The organism is Nitrosomonas ureae, assembly GCF_900206265.1.
GTDB classification, from domain to species: domain Bacteria; phylum Pseudomonadota; class Gammaproteobacteria; order Burkholderiales; family Nitrosomonadaceae; genus Nitrosomonas; species Nitrosomonas ureae_C.
This window is the reverse complement of record NZ_LT907782.1, coordinates 346466-363927: the sequence shown is the minus strand read 5'-3', so window position 1 is coordinate 363927 and position 17462 is coordinate 346466. Positions and strand designations below refer to the sequence as shown.

20 protein-coding genes are annotated in these 17462 nt (G+C 44.1%); 10 read left to right on the top strand and 10 right to left on the bottom strand.

Going from position 1 to position 17462, the window contains the following annotated elements:
* Nucleotides 1-94: 94 nt before the first annotated feature.
* The 3 genes from CPG39_RS01585 to purE are packed head-to-tail and all read right to left on the bottom strand — an operon-like array spanning nucleotide 95 to nucleotide 2618.
* Nucleotides 95-985, bottom strand: coding sequence for a phosphoribosylaminoimidazolesuccinocarboxamide synthase (locus CPG39_RS01585; RefSeq protein ID WP_096291731.1), 891 nt, complete (start codon nucleotides 983-985; stop codon nucleotides 95-97).
* Between the two features lie 11 nt (nucleotides 986-996).
* Entirely contained in the window at nucleotides 997-2130 is a 1134-nt protein-coding gene (locus CPG39_RS01580; protein WP_096291730.1) for a 5-(carboxyamino)imidazole ribonucleotide synthase, read from the bottom strand.
* Nucleotides 2130-2618: a 5-(carboxyamino)imidazole ribonucleotide mutase gene (gene purE, locus CPG39_RS01575; RefSeq protein ID WP_096291729.1), complete on the bottom strand. Its 489-nt coding sequence runs from the start codon at nucleotides 2616-2618 to the stop codon at nucleotides 2130-2132. Before purE ends, CPG39_RS01580 begins: the two co-directional genes overlap by 1 nt.
* A gap of 249 nt (nucleotides 2619-2867) precedes the next feature.
* On the opposite strand from purE, the gene CPG39_RS01570 reads away from it, so the two are divergent.
* From CPG39_RS01570 to CPG39_RS01545, 6 genes are all read left to right on the top strand, one after another.
* On the top strand, nucleotides 2868-3299 hold the full coding sequence (locus CPG39_RS01570) for an ExbD/TolR family protein (RefSeq protein WP_074721119.1): 432 nt from the start codon (nucleotides 2868-2870) through the stop codon (nucleotides 3297-3299).
* A gap of 79 nt (nucleotides 3300-3378) precedes the next feature.
* Nucleotides 3379-4020 (top strand): superoxide dismutase, encoded by a 642-nt coding sequence (locus CPG39_RS01565; protein ID WP_013647470.1) that lies wholly within the window; start codon nucleotides 3379-3381, stop codon nucleotides 4018-4020.
* A 12-nt stretch (nucleotides 4021-4032) separates the two neighbouring features.
* Nucleotides 4033-4677: an ATP phosphoribosyltransferase gene (gene hisG / locus CPG39_RS01560; RefSeq protein WP_096291728.1), complete on the top strand. Its 645-nt coding sequence runs from the start codon at nucleotides 4033-4035 to the stop codon at nucleotides 4675-4677.
* Nucleotides 4678-4706: 29 nt separating this feature from the next.
* On the top strand, nucleotides 4707-6008 hold the full coding sequence (hisD, locus tag CPG39_RS01555) for a histidinol dehydrogenase (RefSeq protein WP_096294221.1): 1302 nt from the start codon (nucleotides 4707-4709) through the stop codon (nucleotides 6006-6008).
* Between the two features lie 46 nt (nucleotides 6009-6054).
* Nucleotides 6055-6879, top strand: a complete 825-nt coding sequence (locus CPG39_RS01550; protein ID WP_096291727.1) for a TrmH family RNA methyltransferase — start codon at nucleotides 6055-6057, stop codon at nucleotides 6877-6879.
* A gap of 50 nt (nucleotides 6880-6929) precedes the next feature.
* Complete coding sequence (locus CPG39_RS01545; protein WP_096291726.1) at nucleotides 6930-7277, top strand: hypothetical protein; 348 nt, start codon at nucleotides 6930-6932, stop codon at nucleotides 7275-7277.
* A gap of 5 nt (nucleotides 7278-7282) precedes the next feature.
* Here CPG39_RS01545 and uvrB read toward each other — a convergent pair whose 3' ends face one another.
* Entirely contained in the window at nucleotides 7283-9313 is a 2031-nt protein-coding gene (uvrB, locus tag CPG39_RS01540; protein WP_096291725.1) for an excinuclease ABC subunit UvrB, read from the bottom strand.
* Between the two features lie 79 nt (nucleotides 9314-9392).
* On the opposite strand from uvrB, the gene CPG39_RS01535 reads away from it, so the two are divergent.
* A complete protein-coding gene (locus tag CPG39_RS01535; RefSeq protein ID WP_096291724.1) occupies nucleotides 9393-10586 on the top strand; it encodes a pyridoxal phosphate-dependent aminotransferase in 1194 nt (397 codons plus the stop codon).
* A gap of 34 nt (nucleotides 10587-10620) precedes the next feature.
* On the opposite strand, the gene flhC is transcribed toward CPG39_RS01535, so the two are convergent.
* The 3 genes from flhC to CPG39_RS01520 form a co-directional block, all read right to left on the bottom strand.
* Nucleotides 10621-11157 (bottom strand): flagellar transcriptional regulator FlhC, encoded by a 537-nt coding sequence (gene flhC, locus CPG39_RS01530; protein WP_096291723.1) that lies wholly within the window; start codon nucleotides 11155-11157, stop codon nucleotides 10621-10623.
* Nucleotides 11158-11185: 28 nt separating this feature from the next.
* A complete protein-coding gene (flhD, locus tag CPG39_RS01525; RefSeq protein WP_096291722.1) occupies nucleotides 11186-11503 on the bottom strand; it encodes a flagellar transcriptional regulator FlhD in 318 nt (105 codons plus the stop codon).
* 489 nt (nucleotides 11504-11992) lie between these two features.
* Complete coding sequence (locus CPG39_RS01520) at nucleotides 11993-12442, bottom strand: hypothetical protein (protein ID WP_096291721.1); 450 nt, start codon at nucleotides 12440-12442, stop codon at nucleotides 11993-11995.
* A 712-nt stretch (nucleotides 12443-13154) separates the two neighbouring features.
* Between CPG39_RS01520 and CPG39_RS01515 the strand changes: the two genes are divergently transcribed.
* From CPG39_RS01515 to CPG39_RS01505, 3 genes are all read left to right on the top strand, one after another.
* Nucleotides 13155-13604, top strand: coding sequence for a CBS domain-containing protein (locus tag CPG39_RS01515; protein WP_096294220.1), 450 nt, complete (start codon nucleotides 13155-13157; stop codon nucleotides 13602-13604).
* A gap of 239 nt (nucleotides 13605-13843) precedes the next feature.
* Nucleotides 13844-14197, top strand: coding sequence for a hypothetical protein (locus CPG39_RS01510; RefSeq protein ID WP_096291720.1), 354 nt, complete (start codon nucleotides 13844-13846; stop codon nucleotides 14195-14197).
* A 348-nt stretch (nucleotides 14198-14545) separates the two neighbouring features.
* A complete protein-coding gene (locus CPG39_RS01505) occupies nucleotides 14546-14833 on the top strand; it encodes a DUF2934 domain-containing protein (protein WP_197702893.1) in 288 nt (95 codons plus the stop codon).
* 139 nt (nucleotides 14834-14972) lie between these two features.
* On the opposite strand, the gene amrS is transcribed toward CPG39_RS01505, so the two are convergent.
* The 3 genes from amrS to amrB are packed head-to-tail and all read right to left on the bottom strand — an operon-like array spanning nucleotide 14973 to nucleotide 17447.
* Nucleotides 14973-16070, bottom strand: coding sequence for an AmmeMemoRadiSam system radical SAM enzyme (amrS, locus tag CPG39_RS01500; protein ID WP_096291718.1), 1098 nt, complete (start codon nucleotides 16068-16070; stop codon nucleotides 14973-14975).
* Nucleotides 16063-16653 carry an AmmeMemoRadiSam system protein A gene (gene amrA / locus CPG39_RS01495; protein ID WP_096291717.1) on the bottom strand — a complete coding sequence of 197 codons (591 nt, stop codon included), beginning with the start codon at nucleotides 16651-16653 and terminating at the stop codon, nucleotides 16063-16065. Before amrA ends, amrS begins: the two co-directional genes overlap by 8 nt.
* A gap of 2 nt (nucleotides 16654-16655) precedes the next feature.
* Complete coding sequence (gene amrB, locus CPG39_RS01490) at nucleotides 16656-17447, bottom strand: AmmeMemoRadiSam system protein B (protein ID WP_096291716.1); 792 nt, start codon at nucleotides 17445-17447, stop codon at nucleotides 16656-16658.
* Nucleotides 17448-17462: the final 15 nt, after the last annotated feature.

Here is a 17462-nt window from a genome sequence, read left to right as displayed (position 1 = left end):
TTTAGCATAAGCAAGTAAATGCCAGTCTGACCAAAATTTGATACAAAAATGTGTGAAAGATATTAGCGTAAGGAAAAAACGATCTAACTCCAATTCATACAACCAACAACCGCAACGCCTCCTGATACTTCTCCACCGTCTGCTGCAAAATATCTTGCGGCAACTCAGGCGCTGGGGCTTTTTTATTCCAATCCTGTTTTTCCAACCAGTCGCGCACAAACTGTTTGTCGAAGCTCGGCGGGTTTTGGCCGGGTTGATATTGGCTAACAGGCCAGAAGCGGGATGAGTCGGGTGTCAATACTTCATCGATCAAATACAATTCACCGGCATCGTCCAGACCGAATTCAAATTTGGTATCGGCGATAATGATGCCGCGCTGCAGCGCATAATCGGCAGCTTCGGTATAAAGTTGGATGGCCTTTGCACTGACCTCTTCAGAGAGTGCTTTGCCCAATTGCTGTTCCACTTCCGTTAAAGCAATGTTTTCATCATGCGCACCGGCTGGCGCTTTGGTGGAGGGGGTGAAAATCGCGCCGCCGGGCAGTTTATCAGCAAGTTTCAGGCCGGATGGCAGCGGAATGCCGCAAATAGCGCCAGTTTGCTGATAATCCTTCCAGCCGGAGCCAACCACATAGCCGCGCACGATGGCTTCGATTGGCAATGGTTTCAAGCGTTGAATGACAAATGCGCGGTCGCGTACTTGTTCACGTTCACTTTCCGCCACCATCGATTCCGGCGCGATGCCCGTCAGGTGATTGGGTAAGATATGCGCAAGTTTCTGAAACCAGAAATGAGATAACGCGGTGAGAATCTTCCCTTTGCCGGGCACAGCGGTTGGCAGAATCACGTCGAAAGCGGATAAGCGGTCAGTTTGCACGATGAGCAGTTTATCGTCACCGACAGCATATATATCCCTGACTTTGCCGCGATGTAAAAAAGGCAAGCTTTTGATCGTCGTTTCAAATAAAGCGGATAGTTGTGTCATGGATAGTAAATTCAGTGATGCTCAAGTTGTTTTTTGATGTGACCCGCTTCTCGTAATGCGTTGTCAATGTCATTACTCAACACGGTATAGTGTCCCATTTTACGACCCGGTCGCGCTGCAGTTTTGCCGTATAAATGTAATTTGACCGATGAGTGTTGCAAAACCCGTTGCCAGTCTGGTTTTCCATTGCGCCATAAATCGCCCAGCAAATTAACCATCACCGCCGCACTGTGTTGCGTGGTGGCTCCCAGCGGAAGCCCACATAAAGCTCGTACTTGTTGCTCAAATTGCGACGTAATACAAGCATTGATAGAATAATGCCCACTGTTATGCGGGCGTGGTGCGATCTCATTGATTAATAACGTATCATCCTGCAGCACAAAAAACTCGACACATAGCACCCCTTGGTAGTCCATCTTCTCAACCAACCGGCAAGTCAGGTCTTGTGCCTGCTTTGCAAGTTGCGGCGCTACCCTAGCCGGCACAATGCTGATATCGAGGATACCGTTCACATGCTGATTCTCGGATACCGGAAAGATCTGTAATTCCCCATCGCCGCCCCGCGCTACCACGACCGATAATTCTCTTTTAAGTGGCATAAATTTTTCTAGCACGCACACCGCATGATCGAGTTGATCATAAGCAATCGTCAATTCATCAAAGCTGATAACCGGCATCTGCCCTTTACCATCGTAACCAAATTGACTGATTTTCAGGATACCGGGAAGTAACTGGGCAATATCCGGAGAAACCAAATCCTGTTGGTGGGCAATGATGGCAAACGGTGCGACGGAGAAACCATTGTCCGCCAGAAATTGCTTTTCCAGCACGCGATTCTGTGCGATAGCTACACTGCGGGTATCCGGCCTGACGATACAAGATTCAGCGAGCTTTTGCAGCGACTCTGCAGGAATATTTTCGAATTCGGTGGTAATTGCAGCGCATTGGTTACCGAGTTTCATCAGCGCTGCATGATCGGCATAATCCGCACAAACAAAATCATCCGCTACTTGTCCGGCAGGACTGTCCATTGCCGGATCCAGAACGGTTACCCGATACCCCATCTGTTGTGCCGCTTGGACAAACATGCGTCCGAGCTGTCCGCCCCCAAGGACACCGAGCATGGCTCCAGGCAGGATGCGCATTATCTCGGCAGTTCGGAAGTCAGTACAGATTCAGCCTGCTTCTGCCGGTATTGGCTTAACTGATCACTCAGTTTATTGTCATTCACCGCCAGTAGTTCAACCGCAAATAGCCCGGCATTGACCGCCCCCGCTTCACCGATGGCAAACGTAGCGACAGGAACTCCTTTGGGCATCTGTACAATCGAAAGCAATGAATCCAGTCCTTGTAAATGCTTGGAATTGACCGGAACACCCAGAACCGGCAAGGTGGTTTTTGCCGCAATCATGCCGGGCAGATGCGCCGCGCCTCCTGCTCCGGCGATGATGCACCGGATGCCGCGCGCCCTGGCTTCTGCAGCAAATTGAAACATCAAATCCGGCGTACGGTGCGCTGAAACCACTTTGGCTTCATGTGTGATCTGGAATTCATCCAGAATAACTACCGCATGCCGCATCACGTCCCAATCGCTTTTGCTGCCCATGACAATGCTCACTAATGGTTTAATCATATAACTTTAATCGAATTTAAGGTTTAATAATAATTATCTAATAGCACGTTACACACGGATATTTTGAAACACGGCCGGCTATTTTATATAGTCCGCATAATAATCGTGCAATCTATTTTGATCGCTTCAATAAAAATTATAACTGGTATTATACTAGGTATATTTTCAGCTGCACTTTTACATTGATGTGACTATTCAATGTATTAAGCTTGCGACATTACTTTTTTCTTAATGACGGCTTGACCTTGAATGAATTTTCAACGCAGAAAACATAGTGACGAACCGGAAATCAACCTGGTACCCATGATCGACGTGCTGCTGGTGATTTTGATCTTTCTGGTGGTGACGACAACCTATTCGAAATTTGCTGAACTTGAAATCAGCCTCCCACAAGCCAGTGCTGAAGAAGTCGACAAAAATATTGACAAGCCAAATAGTATAGACATAACCGTCAATGCACTGGGAGATTACACCATCAATCTTATTCCCATCAAGTTTTCCAGTATTGAAAGCTTGCGTGATGCTTTACTTTTCGCAGCCAAGGATCGCCCCGATCCCTTTATTATCATCAGTGCGGATGCCAAGGCTACGCATCAATCTGTGATTACTGTAATGGAAGCCGCGCGCTTGGCAGGTTACAATAAAATCACTTTCACCACTGAAACGAATAATGCAAATTGATCATTATTTCGGATCATGATTGAATTCGGTAATAATAATTACTATAAACTCTAATATCCCATTTAATAAGGAGAGCACTATGACGAATGTCAATCTTGACAATTTTTCCCAAGCGGCACAATCCGGGACGCAGTATGTCCTGGCCCCATTGCCTTATTCGGATACTGCGCTACAACCTGTGATATCTTCAAATACACTGAGTTTTCACTATGGCAAACATCACAAAACCTATGTCGACAACTTGAATAATCTGCTGGCAAACAGCGATCTGGCAGGACAATCCTTGGAGCAAATCATCAAGGCAACCGCCGGGCAAACGGAAAAAGCTGCGATTTTCAATAATGCCGCACAAGTCTGGAATCATATGTTCTATTGGCATAGTTTGAAGCCCAATGGCGGCGGGGAACCCTCATCGACCCTGAAACAAAAAATTGAAGCTTCATTCGGCAGTCTGGAAGCTTGCAAAAAAGAATTTGCACAAGCTGCATTGACTCAGTTTGGAAGCGGTTGGGCATGGTTGGTTCAGGATGGCGATAAAATCGCCTTAGTCAAAACCGGCAACGCCGAAACCCCGCTGACAAAAAATGTCCGGCCATTATTGACTATTGATGTTTGGGAGCATGCTTACTATCTGGATTATCAGAATCGCCGTGCCGATTATGCGAACGCAATTCTGGAGAAATTGATCAATTGGGATTTTGCTGCAGCTAATCTTGGGTAATTCCACTTTTTTATGACTGATATCACCATCGCCCTGTCAAAAGGGCGAATCTTTGATGACACCGCACCTATACTCAATGCCGCAGGAATTGAGGCACTGGACAACCCGGAAACATCGCGCAAACTGATTCTCTCTACTAATCGAGCGAATGTACGTCTGATCATAGTACGCGCATCGGATGTGCCAACTTATGTGCAGTATGGCGCTGCTGATCTTGGCATCGCCGGCAAGGATGTGCTGCTGGAGCATGGGGGTGCAGGGCTTTACCAACCACTGGACCTGAATATTGCACGCTGCCGCATGATGGTGGCAGCACCTGAAGATTTTGATTACGACTCTGCGGTTCGACAAGGCGCGCGGCTACGCATTGCCACCAAATATGTACAAACTGCGCGCGAACATTTTGCTGCCAAAGGCGTGCATGTCGATCTGATAAAATTGTATGGTTCGATGGAATTAGCCCCTTTGGTGGGCTTGGCGGATGCCATCGTCGATCTCGTCTCAAGCGGTAGCACCTTAAAAGCTAACCATCTGAAAGCGGTGGAAGAAATCATGGCCATTTCGTCAAGATTGATTATTAATCAGGCAGCCTTAAAGTTAAAAAGAGATACCATCCAGCCGGTATTGGATGCATTTTCTGCAGCTGTCAAACCATAATTTTTCGACATTCATTCCTCTTAACCATGATAGAAATAAAACGATTTAATTCAAAAGACTCTGATTTTGATTCCCATCTGGAGAAACTTCTGGCATTCGAGAATGCTCAGGACGACGCAGTCGAATTAACCGTATCCAAGATTCTTGCAGATATTAAGCAGCGTAAAGATGCTGCCTTGATCGAGTATACCAATCGATTTGACAGACTATCAGCAGTTTCCGGTAAGGATTTTGAGCTTACGCAGGATCATTTGCAGCAATCTCTGACCGTTTTGCCATCAAACCAGCGAACTGCTCTGGAACAAGCAGCCGAGCGGGTCCACAGCTACCATGAAAAACAGTTGATGCATTCATGGCAATATATCGACTCGGAAGGTACGTTATTAGGTCAAAAAATAACGCCATTGGATCGTGTCGGACTCTATGTTCCCGGAGGAAAAGCCTCCTACCCTTCTTCGGTTCTGATGAACGCTATTCCGGCTAAAGTTGCTGGGGTAAAAGAATTGATCATGGTCGTACCGACACCGAATGGCGAGAGGAATCATATGGTTCTGGCGGCAGCGGCGATCAGTCGAGTGGATCGTGTATTCACTATCGGTGGTGCTCAGGCTATCGGCGCATTGACGTATGGTACCGAAACCGTACCCGCTGTGGATAAAATTGTCGGCCCGGGCAATGCTTATGTTGCAGCCGCCAAACGCAGGGTGTTCGGTATCGTCGGCATCGACATGGTCGCCGGACCATCTGAAATTTTAGTCATTTGTGATGGCCGGACCGATCCGGACTGGATTGCTATGGATTTGTTTTCCCAAGCCGAACACGATGAGCTAGCCCAATCGATATTGTTATCACCTGATGCTGATTTTCTCGACCAGGTAATGCACAGCTTGAATCGTTTGTTGACAACAATGCCCCGCAGAGATGTCATTCGCACTTCACTGGAAAATCGCGGCGCTTTGATTCAAGTGCACGATCTGGATGAAGCCTGTGCAATTGCCAATCGCATCGCACCTGAACATCTTGAGTTATCCATCGAGCAACCAGAAAACTGGATTGATAAAATCCGTCATGCCGGTGCTATTTTCATGGGCCGCCATACTTGCGAAGCATTAGGAGATTATTGCGCCGGTCCTAATCATGTATTACCGACATCAAGAACCGCACGCTTCTCTTCCCCATTGGGGGTATATGATTTTCAGAAACGCAGCAGCTTGATCCAGGTTTCGCAACAGGGAGCTGCAAAGTTAGGGGAAATTGCCTCAGTGCTCGCGATGGGAGAGGGATTACAAGCACATGCTTTATCGGCAGAATACCGCTACAAAAATCAATAATTGCGGAACTTTACTGCAATAGTTTCGATACTTGCGGGATTTATTTATGCCAGTTATCACTTCACGCGATCACCCGCTTATTAAACGACTGATCAAGCTGGAAGAATCATCGCAATATCGCAAGAGAACCGGCCTGACACTCCTTGACGGCATTCATCTCATTCAAATTCATTGTTCAATATTAGGCAAGCCCGAGAATCTGATCGTCAGCGAATCTTATTTTGCAGATACCGATAATAAACATTTTATGGACATAATTTTTGGATATAAACCTCCGAAAATAACTATTGTCGGCGATTCGTTATTTCGCGCAATATCTCCAGTCAAGACACCTACAGGAATTCTCGCGCTTATCTCAAAACCAGCATTGCAAGGGAAAACTCATACCAGAAAAGAAGTGCTTAGCGTTCTACTGGAAACGATTCAGGATCCTGGAAATCTGGGTTCGATATTGCGCTCGGCAGCCGCCGCCAATGCCAGCCATATCTACCTGTCAAAACATTGCGCAGATGCCTGGTCACCCAAAACATTACGCGCTGCAATGGGTGCACATTTCTTTTTGCATATTTATGAAAATAGCAACTTAAAACAGATTGCGCAACAGTTTCCGGGAACTGTCATCGCCACCTCGATACAAGCCACGAAGAATCTTTTTGAAATTTCATTGGCTGGACCTACGGCTTTTCTATTTGGCAATGAAGGTGCTGGATTATCTGCAGAAATGATTCAAGCAGCACACCTGAATATCGCTATTACCATGCCTGGTAAAACTGAATCCCTGAATGTCGCGGCGGCGGCCGCTATTTGCTTTTTTGAAAAAGTACGCCAAGATAAATACTCATCGCTATCTTCCACTATTGGCACTAAATAATGCCGAGGTGTATTATATTGCACCGATCAACACCGTTGCTATGGAGTATCATGAAAATTTCATTTTTATCCCTCATCATCCTTCTCGGATGCTCGTTATTCAATTCTTCCAGTGTCATGGCTTTACACCATGAGCCGCAGAATACACAAGAATCCAAAGAAAAGATGCCTGACAATGAAGGAATTGTTGTTGACACGATGGATGCCGGCGGTTACACCTATATGGAATTGGAGAATAGCGGACATAAGTTCTGGATTGCCGCACCCACGACTCAGGTAAATAAAGGCGACCATATCCGCTACTTTGGAAGTATGGTCATGAGCAACTTTACCAGCAAGACTTTGAATCGCACATTCAGCACGATTGTTTTTGTGACTTCTACGCAGATTAAAAAATAACCGGGTTATGTCATATCAGGAAAACCGATCAGCAATTTATTCTTCAGACTTTTCAGTTCATCTCGATAGCGTGCTGCTTGTTCAAATTCCAAGTTCTTTGCAGCACTGAGCATTTTTTTTTCAACACGTTGAATCTCCTTGGCCAATTGCGATTCACTCATGGCATCATAACGTGCCTGTGTTTGTGCTGCTTTGAGGTTTTGCTGCGATGATTCATAGTTATAAACGCCATCGATGAGATCTTTAATTCTTTTATGCACCGATCGGGGAATAATTTGATGCTGCACGTTATGGTCTATCTGCTTCTGACGTCGGCGATTTGTCTCATCAATCGCAACACGCATGGATCTGGTTATGGTTTCAGCGTACAAAATGGCCGTGCCGTTGATATGACGGGCAGCACGGCCGATAGTTTGAATCAGTGACCTTTCCGAGCGCAGGAAGCCTTCCTTATCAGCGTCCAATATCGCGACCAGTGAAACTTCAGGAATATCCAAACCTTCACGTAACAAATTAATCCCAACCAGCACATCAAACTGCCCCAAACGCAAATCGCGGATAATTTCAACGCGTTCTACCGTATCGATATCAGAATGTAAGTACCGTACCTTGATTTGGTGATCCGAAAAATAATCGGTTAAATCTTCCGCCATGCGCTTAGTGAGTGTAGTAACCAGCACACGCTCATTCCTGGCAGTACGCAAGTGAACTTCGGACATTAGATCATCAACCTGAGTCGTTACCTGACGCACCTCAATTATCGGATCGACCAAGCCCGTTGGCCGTACCACCTGCTCGACGATCTGTCCGCTGTGCTGATGCTCATAATTTGCGGGGGTTGCCGATACAAAAACAGTCTGCGGCATTCTTTTTTCAAATTCTTCAAACCGCAATGGACGATTATCCAAGGCGGATGGCAGGCGAAAACCATAATTCACCAGATTCTCCTTGCGTGAACGATCACCCTTATACATTCCTCCGATCTGCGGCACAGTGACATGGCTCTCGTCAATGATCATTAATGCATTGGATGGCAAGTAATCCAGCAGTGTTGGTGGCGGTTCACCCGGGTTCTTGCCGGAAAGATGACGTGAATAATTTTCAATCCCTTTGCAGAATCCCAATTCATTAAGCATTTCCAAATCAAATCTTGTTCTCTGTTCAAGACGCTGGGCTTCAACCAGACGATGCTCCTGATAGTAATATTCCAGCCGCTCGCACAGTTCATCTTTAATAGTTTCCATTGCGCGTAACGTGGTGCTACGCGGCGTCACGTAGTGACTGGAAGGATAGACGGTAAATCGCGATAACTTCTGCAGCATGCGGCCAGTCAGCGGGTCAAATAGAGACAAGTTATCCACTTCATCATCGAATAATGATACCCTAACCGCAGCTTCCGAATTTTCCGCCGGAAAAATATCCACCACGTCGCCCCTTACACGAAATACCCCGCGCTTGAATTCCAATTCATTACGTTCGTATTGCATTTCGGTCAAACGCTTTATAACATCACGCTGGGAAATCTTCTCACCGCTGCGCAAATGCAGAATCATGCCATGATAATCTACCGGATCACCGATACCGTAGATACAGGACACCGTAGCCACGATAATTGCATCATCGCGCTCCAGCAAGGATTTTGTCGCAGACAGGCGCATCTGTTCGATATGCTCGTTGATGCTGGAATCTTTTTCGATAAACAGATCCCGTGCCGGTACATAAGCTTCCGGTTGATAGTAATCGTAATAAGATACAAAGTACTCAATGGCATTCTCCGGAAAGAATTCACGCATCTCAGCATAAAGTTGTGCTGCCAGTGTTTTGTTTGGCGCAATAAGAATTGCCGGACGCCCTGAGTGGGCGATCATATTGGCGATCGTATAGGTTTTCCCCGAACCGGTAACACCCAGTAATGTTTGAAATGCAAGACCATCGTGTATTCCCTCAATTAGCTGTGCGATAGCTGCAGGTTGGTCGCCTGCAGGTGCAAATGCTTGATGTAATTTGAACGGACTATTGGGGAAGGTTACGATCACAGGTATAATTCCGACTGAATATTATGTTTTTGTACCATTCTAACATGCAGGCCTATTCATTTTAGTGCGAGGATTTTTTGTGGAACTCTCTAGTCGCGTTCAAGCTATCAAACCATCTCCCACTCTTGCTGTTACGGCCCGTGCCGCCAAGCTTAAATCCGAAGGTAAGGATATTATCGGATTGGGTGCGGGCGAGCCTGATTTTGATACGCCCCAGCATATCAAAGATGCCGCGATTGCTGCAATTAATAAAGGCCAGACGAAATACACCGCTGTTGGCGGCACTCCCGGACTAAAAAGTGCGATTGTCGCCAAGTTTAAACGCGAAAATAATTTTTATTTTGACGCCAAGCAAATTCTGGTTTCCTGCGGAGGTAAACAAAGCTTCTTCAACTTGGTGTTGTCTGTAATTAATCCGGGAGATGAAGTGATTATTCCGGCACCTTACTGGGTTTCCTATCCTGACATTGTGTTAATCGCTGAAGGTAAGCCTGTGTTTATCAGTACCGGAATCGAACAGAATTTCAAGATTTCCGCACAGCAACTGGAAGCAGCCATTACATCCAAAACAAAAATGTTTGTTATCAACAGCCCCAGCAATCCCTCCGGGGCAGTCTATACTTTGGATGAACTCAAAGCATTGGGTGAGGTTTTACGCAAACACCCCAAAATTATCATTGCCACCGACGACATGTACGAGCATATAATGCTAACTGGGCAACGATTTGGAAATATTGCCAATGCCTGTCCCGATTTATTTCCCCAAACCATAGTTCTCAATGGTGTTTCCAAGGCCTATTCAATGACAGGATGGCGTATCGGTTATTGTGGCGGACCTGCGCACATCATTTCAGCAATGGAAAATATTCAATCACAAAGTACATCGAACCCCAGTTCCATTTCTCAAGCAGCTGCTGAAGCGGCACTAAATGGTGATCAATCGTGTATCCGTCCAATGGTCACAGCGTTCAAAGAACGTAATATTTTTGTAACCGAACAATTAAATCAAGTAAACGGCGTGCAGTGCTTACCTTCGCAAGGTGCATTCTATGCATTTGCGGATGTTCGTCAATCGATCAATACGTTATATGAGAAAAATCTGATAAACACACCCAATGATATTGTGTTTAGCGAATATCTTCTGGAGAAAGCCGGTGTTGCCGTAGTTCCAGGCTCTGCGTTTGGATGCGAAGGGTATATGCGGCTATCTTTTGCCACTTCAATGGAAAATCTTAAACAAGCATTAAGTCGGATGAAGAATCTGCTGAAATAAGCTCACCTAATTCAGCAGATTTATATTTTGTATCTTAATGAAGCGCGGCCATTGCTGCTTTTTTAGTTTTTCCTGCTCGTGAAGGTATATTACACAAACCACACACGTGATTTGAATGAATTTCCAGTGAATGCACTACATACTTGCCGTGGCAATTTACACAAGGCGCTATGCACAACACCCCACTTTCAACAAAACGCGCTAAGGTCCACGCACGCGTTAAGCTTAAGACCTTTTCTAATTGATTGACTTTAACATGCTCATCATAGAGCCTATAACTTTTAATTAATGCATAAATACCACTAATCCCTGTATTTTCAATTACATAATTGTATATGTTAATAAACAGCGAAGAATGCATATTAGGCTGCCAGCTTATAAACCAATCTTCTGAATAAGGCAGCATACCCTTGGGAGGCGATACCCCTCTAATTTCTTTATATAACTTTACTAATCGTTCTCGACTCAGATCCGTGTTCATTTCCAATACCTGTAATCGAGCCCCTAATTGAATCAATTCAGTTGCCAGTTGAATTTGCTTGGCTTCGGTGATAATGCTTCGATTGCGCATGGGATCAACCCTCTTTATATGCTTGTTTTTACGCTACAGCTTCTGCAGGCTTTCCGGCCATCAAAATAGCCACATGCGACTTAGAGACAGATTGCTCACGGCTATCGGTGGATAACATTTCAGCAATCAAACGATCATCAAAACGGAAACGACAAAGTAGCATATTTGAGGCAGCCATTTTAATTAACTGTGCAGAAGTTAGCTTATCCAGGATATCAGCCAGATCCTGATTAATACCCAGCCGATACATGGCGGATACCCTATCATCATGCAGCATTTGCTTTGCAAGCAATAGATAGCTTAAGTTAATATCCCTGATTTCATCCAACATTTGATCTGTTTGCATTTAATCACCCCTAAAATAAATAAATTTTTAGTCGAAAACACGTGTTCGTGTAGGAGAGATTTTCAATTATGGCGCAGCGGAAGTAAATGGAAGTTAGACTTAAACGAAGCTAGGTAGTCTTCTTATCGCAATGTAGGAATTCGCCTTACATCAAAAGATTCGTAATTATTTGAGTATTTGATATTTTTTATTACTTAAGGAGGCTTTGCACTGCGTTAGTCACTTGTGCTCCGGTAATCGGAAACTAGCCTTACACACTATGGCTGTATCCGATAATGACAGAAATCAAGTGAACACAGGTGCTTGCACTATTTGTTGTGGATTTCCACACACAGAATAATCGATAAAATTCATAATATCATGAACCCAAGAACTATCCATCTTGAGAATATTGATAGAAAAATACTTTAAATAGGATTAGTTGGGAATTAATTCACTTTGCAATGCAGGTTTGTAAATGCTCTAACCATTAACTCCCTCAATCTGCTCTTATGTTGAGCCTAAGAACAAATCTGGCGTAATATCTTTATGTTGCAACAAACTTCGTTCCACTATACGCAATTTATTGAGTAGAATGGTCAATTGTAAATAGAATTGATCACTGGCCATTAATTGGTGCCATTCATCGCCATCTGGATCATCTTCATCAAGATTACGCCAAAAAAGATTGCAGAAATTATGAAATGAAACTGGGTGTCCTGCAGTTAAGGCAGATTTGATCTTATGATCTAACCAACGCTGCCGCCTATCAATTAAACCCTCAACCCCATCACAAACAATAACCGATAAATAATCATGAAGATCTGTGGTACTGCGTATGCTTTTCAATTCAGGAAATTTTTGTCTAGTGATGGCGTTAGCAATCAATTCTTGTAAAGCAAAGGTTGAAATTTTGAAACTTACGCCTGTCTGTAATTTATAGATTTTATCGAAATACATAAATCAATCGTTATTATGTAAAAAGTAAAGCCAAAGTTAATGAGCGATTCGATTAATAATTACGATTATGGTTCACTCCGGCAAATTTTCATCAATGTAATCATCGGCAATTACAGCTAATTCATGGCTGATTTGGCTGGGTTGGTTGAATTGGCAAGACACAAGCGATCACTTGTTGGAAATTCAAATAATACTGACTGACTCTATAAAAATTCGAGGGAAATGACACAATACACTCCACTCTGCTTCATTACAGGGTGGTCATGAAAGAATCATGCAGTGGTTCTAGCGTAATAAAAGCATGAATCAGTGTCAATCTATTTACCTGCAATAATCATTCTCTATCCTTCCAATAAGTTACAGAATCAGTATGTGACAATAGCCTGGAATTGATAAACAAGCACCTTTGAAATGCTTGACAAAATCATCAAAGCGATCAAGATGTAGTTGCAGTATTAATCATGTTAATAAGGCTTTTATCCAATCAAAATAAGAGGCGGCTTCATGTCCGAATTAAATCTGTTGTTTCAAAGAAAGAGAAAGCTGACTATCAGCACACAAAGAACATTTCCGCGTATGAAATTTCATTTAGAAAAAATAGAAAACCCACATATCCATCTTTACCAGGCAGAAAACTTTTTACACGTTCATTGGTCGCATTAATCGATCCATGCAGCTGTTTTATTCAGATAACATGAAAGGAGAGCATAAAATGACCATCGGTGAAATTTGTAATCGTGAAGTAATTGTGATTCAACGGGATGAAACCGTTCAAGAGGCCGCCAAACTAATGCGTCAGTTTCATGTGGGCGCTGTCATAGTAATCGACAAACCCAATGGCCGCGCCGTGCCGGTAGGAGTGGTCACAGATCGTGATTTGATTGTCGAAGTTATGGCAACAGAATTGGACGAAACAGTAATCACGGTCGGCGATATTATGGTACCCGACATATTTACCGTAAAAGAGAGCACCGAGATACATGAGGCGATCGAATTAATGCGCCGCAAAACCATTCGGCGCTTGCCGATAGTTGATGATGCCGGCGAATTAATTGGTATTTTAACGTTAGATGATGCCCTGCAATGGTTATCCGAATCATTGCTTGATCTTGCCAAGTTAGTCAGATACGAGCAGAAAAAAGAAGTTCGGCATCGCCCATAATGAATGAGTGATTTCAATCAACCGGGAATATTAGGCGTTATCCGGTTGATTGGCATGATTCCAAAAAAATTCCGCAGTTTCTTAATCATGTGCAGAAATGAAGAGCGATAACTTCACGCATTATAGTTTTACCAACCTGGGGATCTCGTAATACCAAAAAGCTGGTTACATTCTGTTATATCCCTGTCATATAACTTTGCTACCCTGGATGCTATCACCTTACACAAGGAGCGTTCCGGATGAAACAACTTTCAATTGAAACCCAACGCAATATTAATTATCAGTTAAATCGACGCAAAAATAACTCGCAGTTTTATGAAACGGGTCAGCTAAGGCGTGCAAAAATGCATGCGGCACGCCTCATTGAAACATTGGATGGCAAAAGACTATTAACACCATTCCTGCGTGAACTACTGGAAGCAAGTTTAACTCTGGAAACGACAGATACTCGAATTCTTGCTGCATACTTAAAAAGATCTCCCGCTAGTATCCGTAGCGAATTTCAGAAAATCTGCGCTACGTTAGGAATGTATACAGAATTCTCAAAAGATTACCAGAAACAATCCTCATCCAGGATTAAGGAATCCGCCTAAAATACCCCGTTGCAAGTACAGGCGGAGTATTTTACTTACTTTCTCCACAAGTATTGATTCATATCAAATCGGTTACTAAAAGCCTTTATTAAAATACACATCAATGGACAACACACGCTGATTTTATTTTTGTTATGTATCTAAAAATTGTGGAAAAACATCGGAGCGCAAGTCTGAAGAAAGGCGAGAAATATAATCTATGTTTCGCTATTCAGTACCTTGACAGCGATCTTAACATCATTGCAGCAACAACGATAATTTCTCAATCCTTTGGTAAATTGGATGAGTAACATGAAGTGTAATCAGCAGATATGCCCGTTGCTCAAGAAAATAAAGGAGAATTCTCAAATGCCTAGCAAATTGAATGAAATGGTAAGCAAGAAATCCCATACAAAATTATCTAAAAACGAACGAAATATACTGACCAATCCGATAACCCATAAAGATCAATTAATGGATCGCGAGGAAGCAATTGCAACCTCAGCCTATTACCGCGCCGAAAAACGGGGATTTAGCAATAATGATACCGATATGGTACAAGATTGGTTAGAAGCTGAAACCGAGGTAGATAGTGCGCTAGAGCTGGATGACTTGAATGATGCAGGTTTTCAATTCATGATCGATGAACCTGAATAAAACAGATAAATAAAATTACTTATTTATAATTAATTATAGAGATATTATCTTTAACGCTAATATTCGGTAACTAACTGGTGATTGCTGTACTACAATGCTTGTCTGGAAATTCTCCCGGAGCAGCCGAATCTTAGCATTGTCATACCGCTGTTCCCATTCTGACCGGAATACGCTGTCGGCCGAATTGAGCGGAAAATTGATCATAATGACCTGCAATTGCGGCATTACAATTGGCGCAATGTCCGTCAGACGTTAAATGATATTGTTTAATTTCATACCAATCGCGCACGATTAATTCACCCTTGCAGAACGGACAAAAAGTGGTATCGCCCTCGATAAAATGCACATTTCCGGTATACACGTAGTTTATCCCGGCATTCAATGCAATATCGCGCGCTCTGATTACGGTTTCAACCGGTGTCTGCGGTAGATCCCGCAGTTTGTAATCCGGATGAAAAACGCTAAAGTGCAGCGGCACATCAGTACCCAATTCTTTAATGATCCACTCGCTCATCGCGCTGATTTCCTGATCTGAATCATTTAAACCGGGAATCAATAACGTTGTCAACTCAAGCCATACATCGGTTTCATGCCTCAGGTATTTTAAGGTATCTAATACAGGCTGTAGATGCGATCCTGTTTGCTTGACATAGAATTCTTCGGTAAAAGCCTTGAGATCAACATTGGTCGCATCCATTTTGGCAAAAAAGTCGCGGCGCGGTTGAGCATGAATATAGCCTGCAGTCACAGCAACTGTTTTGAGACCCTCAGCATGGCAAGCATCGGCAACATCCATCGCATATTCAGCAAAAATCACTGGATCGTTGTAGGTGAATGCAACACTTTTGCAGCCATACTGCCTGGCATAGCTTGCAATTGCTTCGGGGCTGGCCTGATCCTGCAATTTATCAAAGCTCCGCGATTTTGAAATATCCCAGTTCTGGCAAAATTTGCATGCGAGATTACAACCTGCTGTACCAAAAGATAAAATACTGCTACCAGGATAAAATTGATTCAATGGTTTTTTCTCGATCGGATCAACACAAAAACCGGATGAACGTCCATAAGTTGTCAGCACCATAGCAGCACCGACACGCCCGCGAACAAAGCACGTTCCACGCTGCCCATCGTGCAGCTTGCAATCACGCGGACATAAATCACATTGAATCCGTCCATCATCCAGTAAATGCCAATACTTGGCGGGATGTTGCTGAATCGCACTAATCGGCTCATCCATGTGCACACTCCTTAAAATTATCTATTTCCCGCCATTTTCTGACAGTATATCGAGATAACTGAATCTTCTCAGACCAGAAATCTTCAGATAAACGGGCTTTCAGTTTTAGCTTGGCAAGAAATTGTCGAGGTTCAGGCAGGTCTTCCCATACCTGAGGCAGAAATGTGCTGCGATGAAGCTCATATTCGAGCACAATGCCATCAATATTCGGATGCAATTGGGCTAAGGCATCGGCTTCGCTGGTAAAATTTATTAGCTGCAATTGCGATAACAATGAAACTTCAATCTTTATTGTATCGAGCTCATTCTTTACCAGCGGCAAGAAACGAGGATCATGCAATGCAGCGATGACCGCATTATTGCTAACATCTTCAAGCACTGGATCATACGCCTTTAGAGAACCGGCACAACCTCGCAATTCACCGTATTGAATTAAAGTGACAAAAGTTGCTCCCGGCTTACACAGCCAAGACATATGTTCCTCCACAGCTACCGCCGCACAAGGAACATGCAAGGCACGTGCAATAGATGCACGTGCAATTTGCAGTAAAATTCCTCCTTGTGGAGCGTTATCACACACCATGATTACTTTCTTTGGCCAAACGCAATAGCTGCGTAACCGACTACTTGATCACGGGTTCCCGCGGTATCTCCGGAATTCCTCAAATCCAGCAAATGCGGTATTAAGCCGTGTTTCTGCGCTGCAATTATCAAACCATTGATCGCTATGCTTCCACAGGCATGATCGGATGCAATCGGCTGCTGTAATTGCAGGATGAATTGCACTGTTTGATTATCGATATGCTGCGCAGTTGCATAGGGTAAAAAATGCGACAAGTCGGAACTGATCACAATCAACGTTTCTTCACCCCCCCAGAGATAATCCAACACTTCAGCCACTTCTTCGGCTGATGCCATACCAATCGCTAATGGCAGGAGGGTGAATTCATTCAATACACTTTGCAGGAACGGAAGCTGCACTTCCAGAGAATGCTCCAATGCATGGGCTGCTCTGCTAATGCTGACTTGCGGCAAATGAGCGATTGCATTAACTAAATCGGTATCCACGTTTACGCCGCCCAGTGGGGTGGTAAAAACATCCACACCTGGCAAAGCCAGACCTTGCATAGCTACCCGATGTGCTGGCCCTAACAGTACTACGCGCTTTATGTTTGCAGCGGCCACGCGCAAACTGGCATAAGCTGCTGCCGCAATGGCACCTGAATATTGATATCCGGCATGTGGAACGATTAAAGCTTTTGACTTTAGGTCATGCCGATCTGCTTTTTCAAGCAGGAATTGCACATCCTGCCTCAACTGGTGTTCATCAGCAGGATAAAAAAGTCCGGCGACTGCGGGAGAACGAATAGTTGTCATCGTGCATTCTCTTGT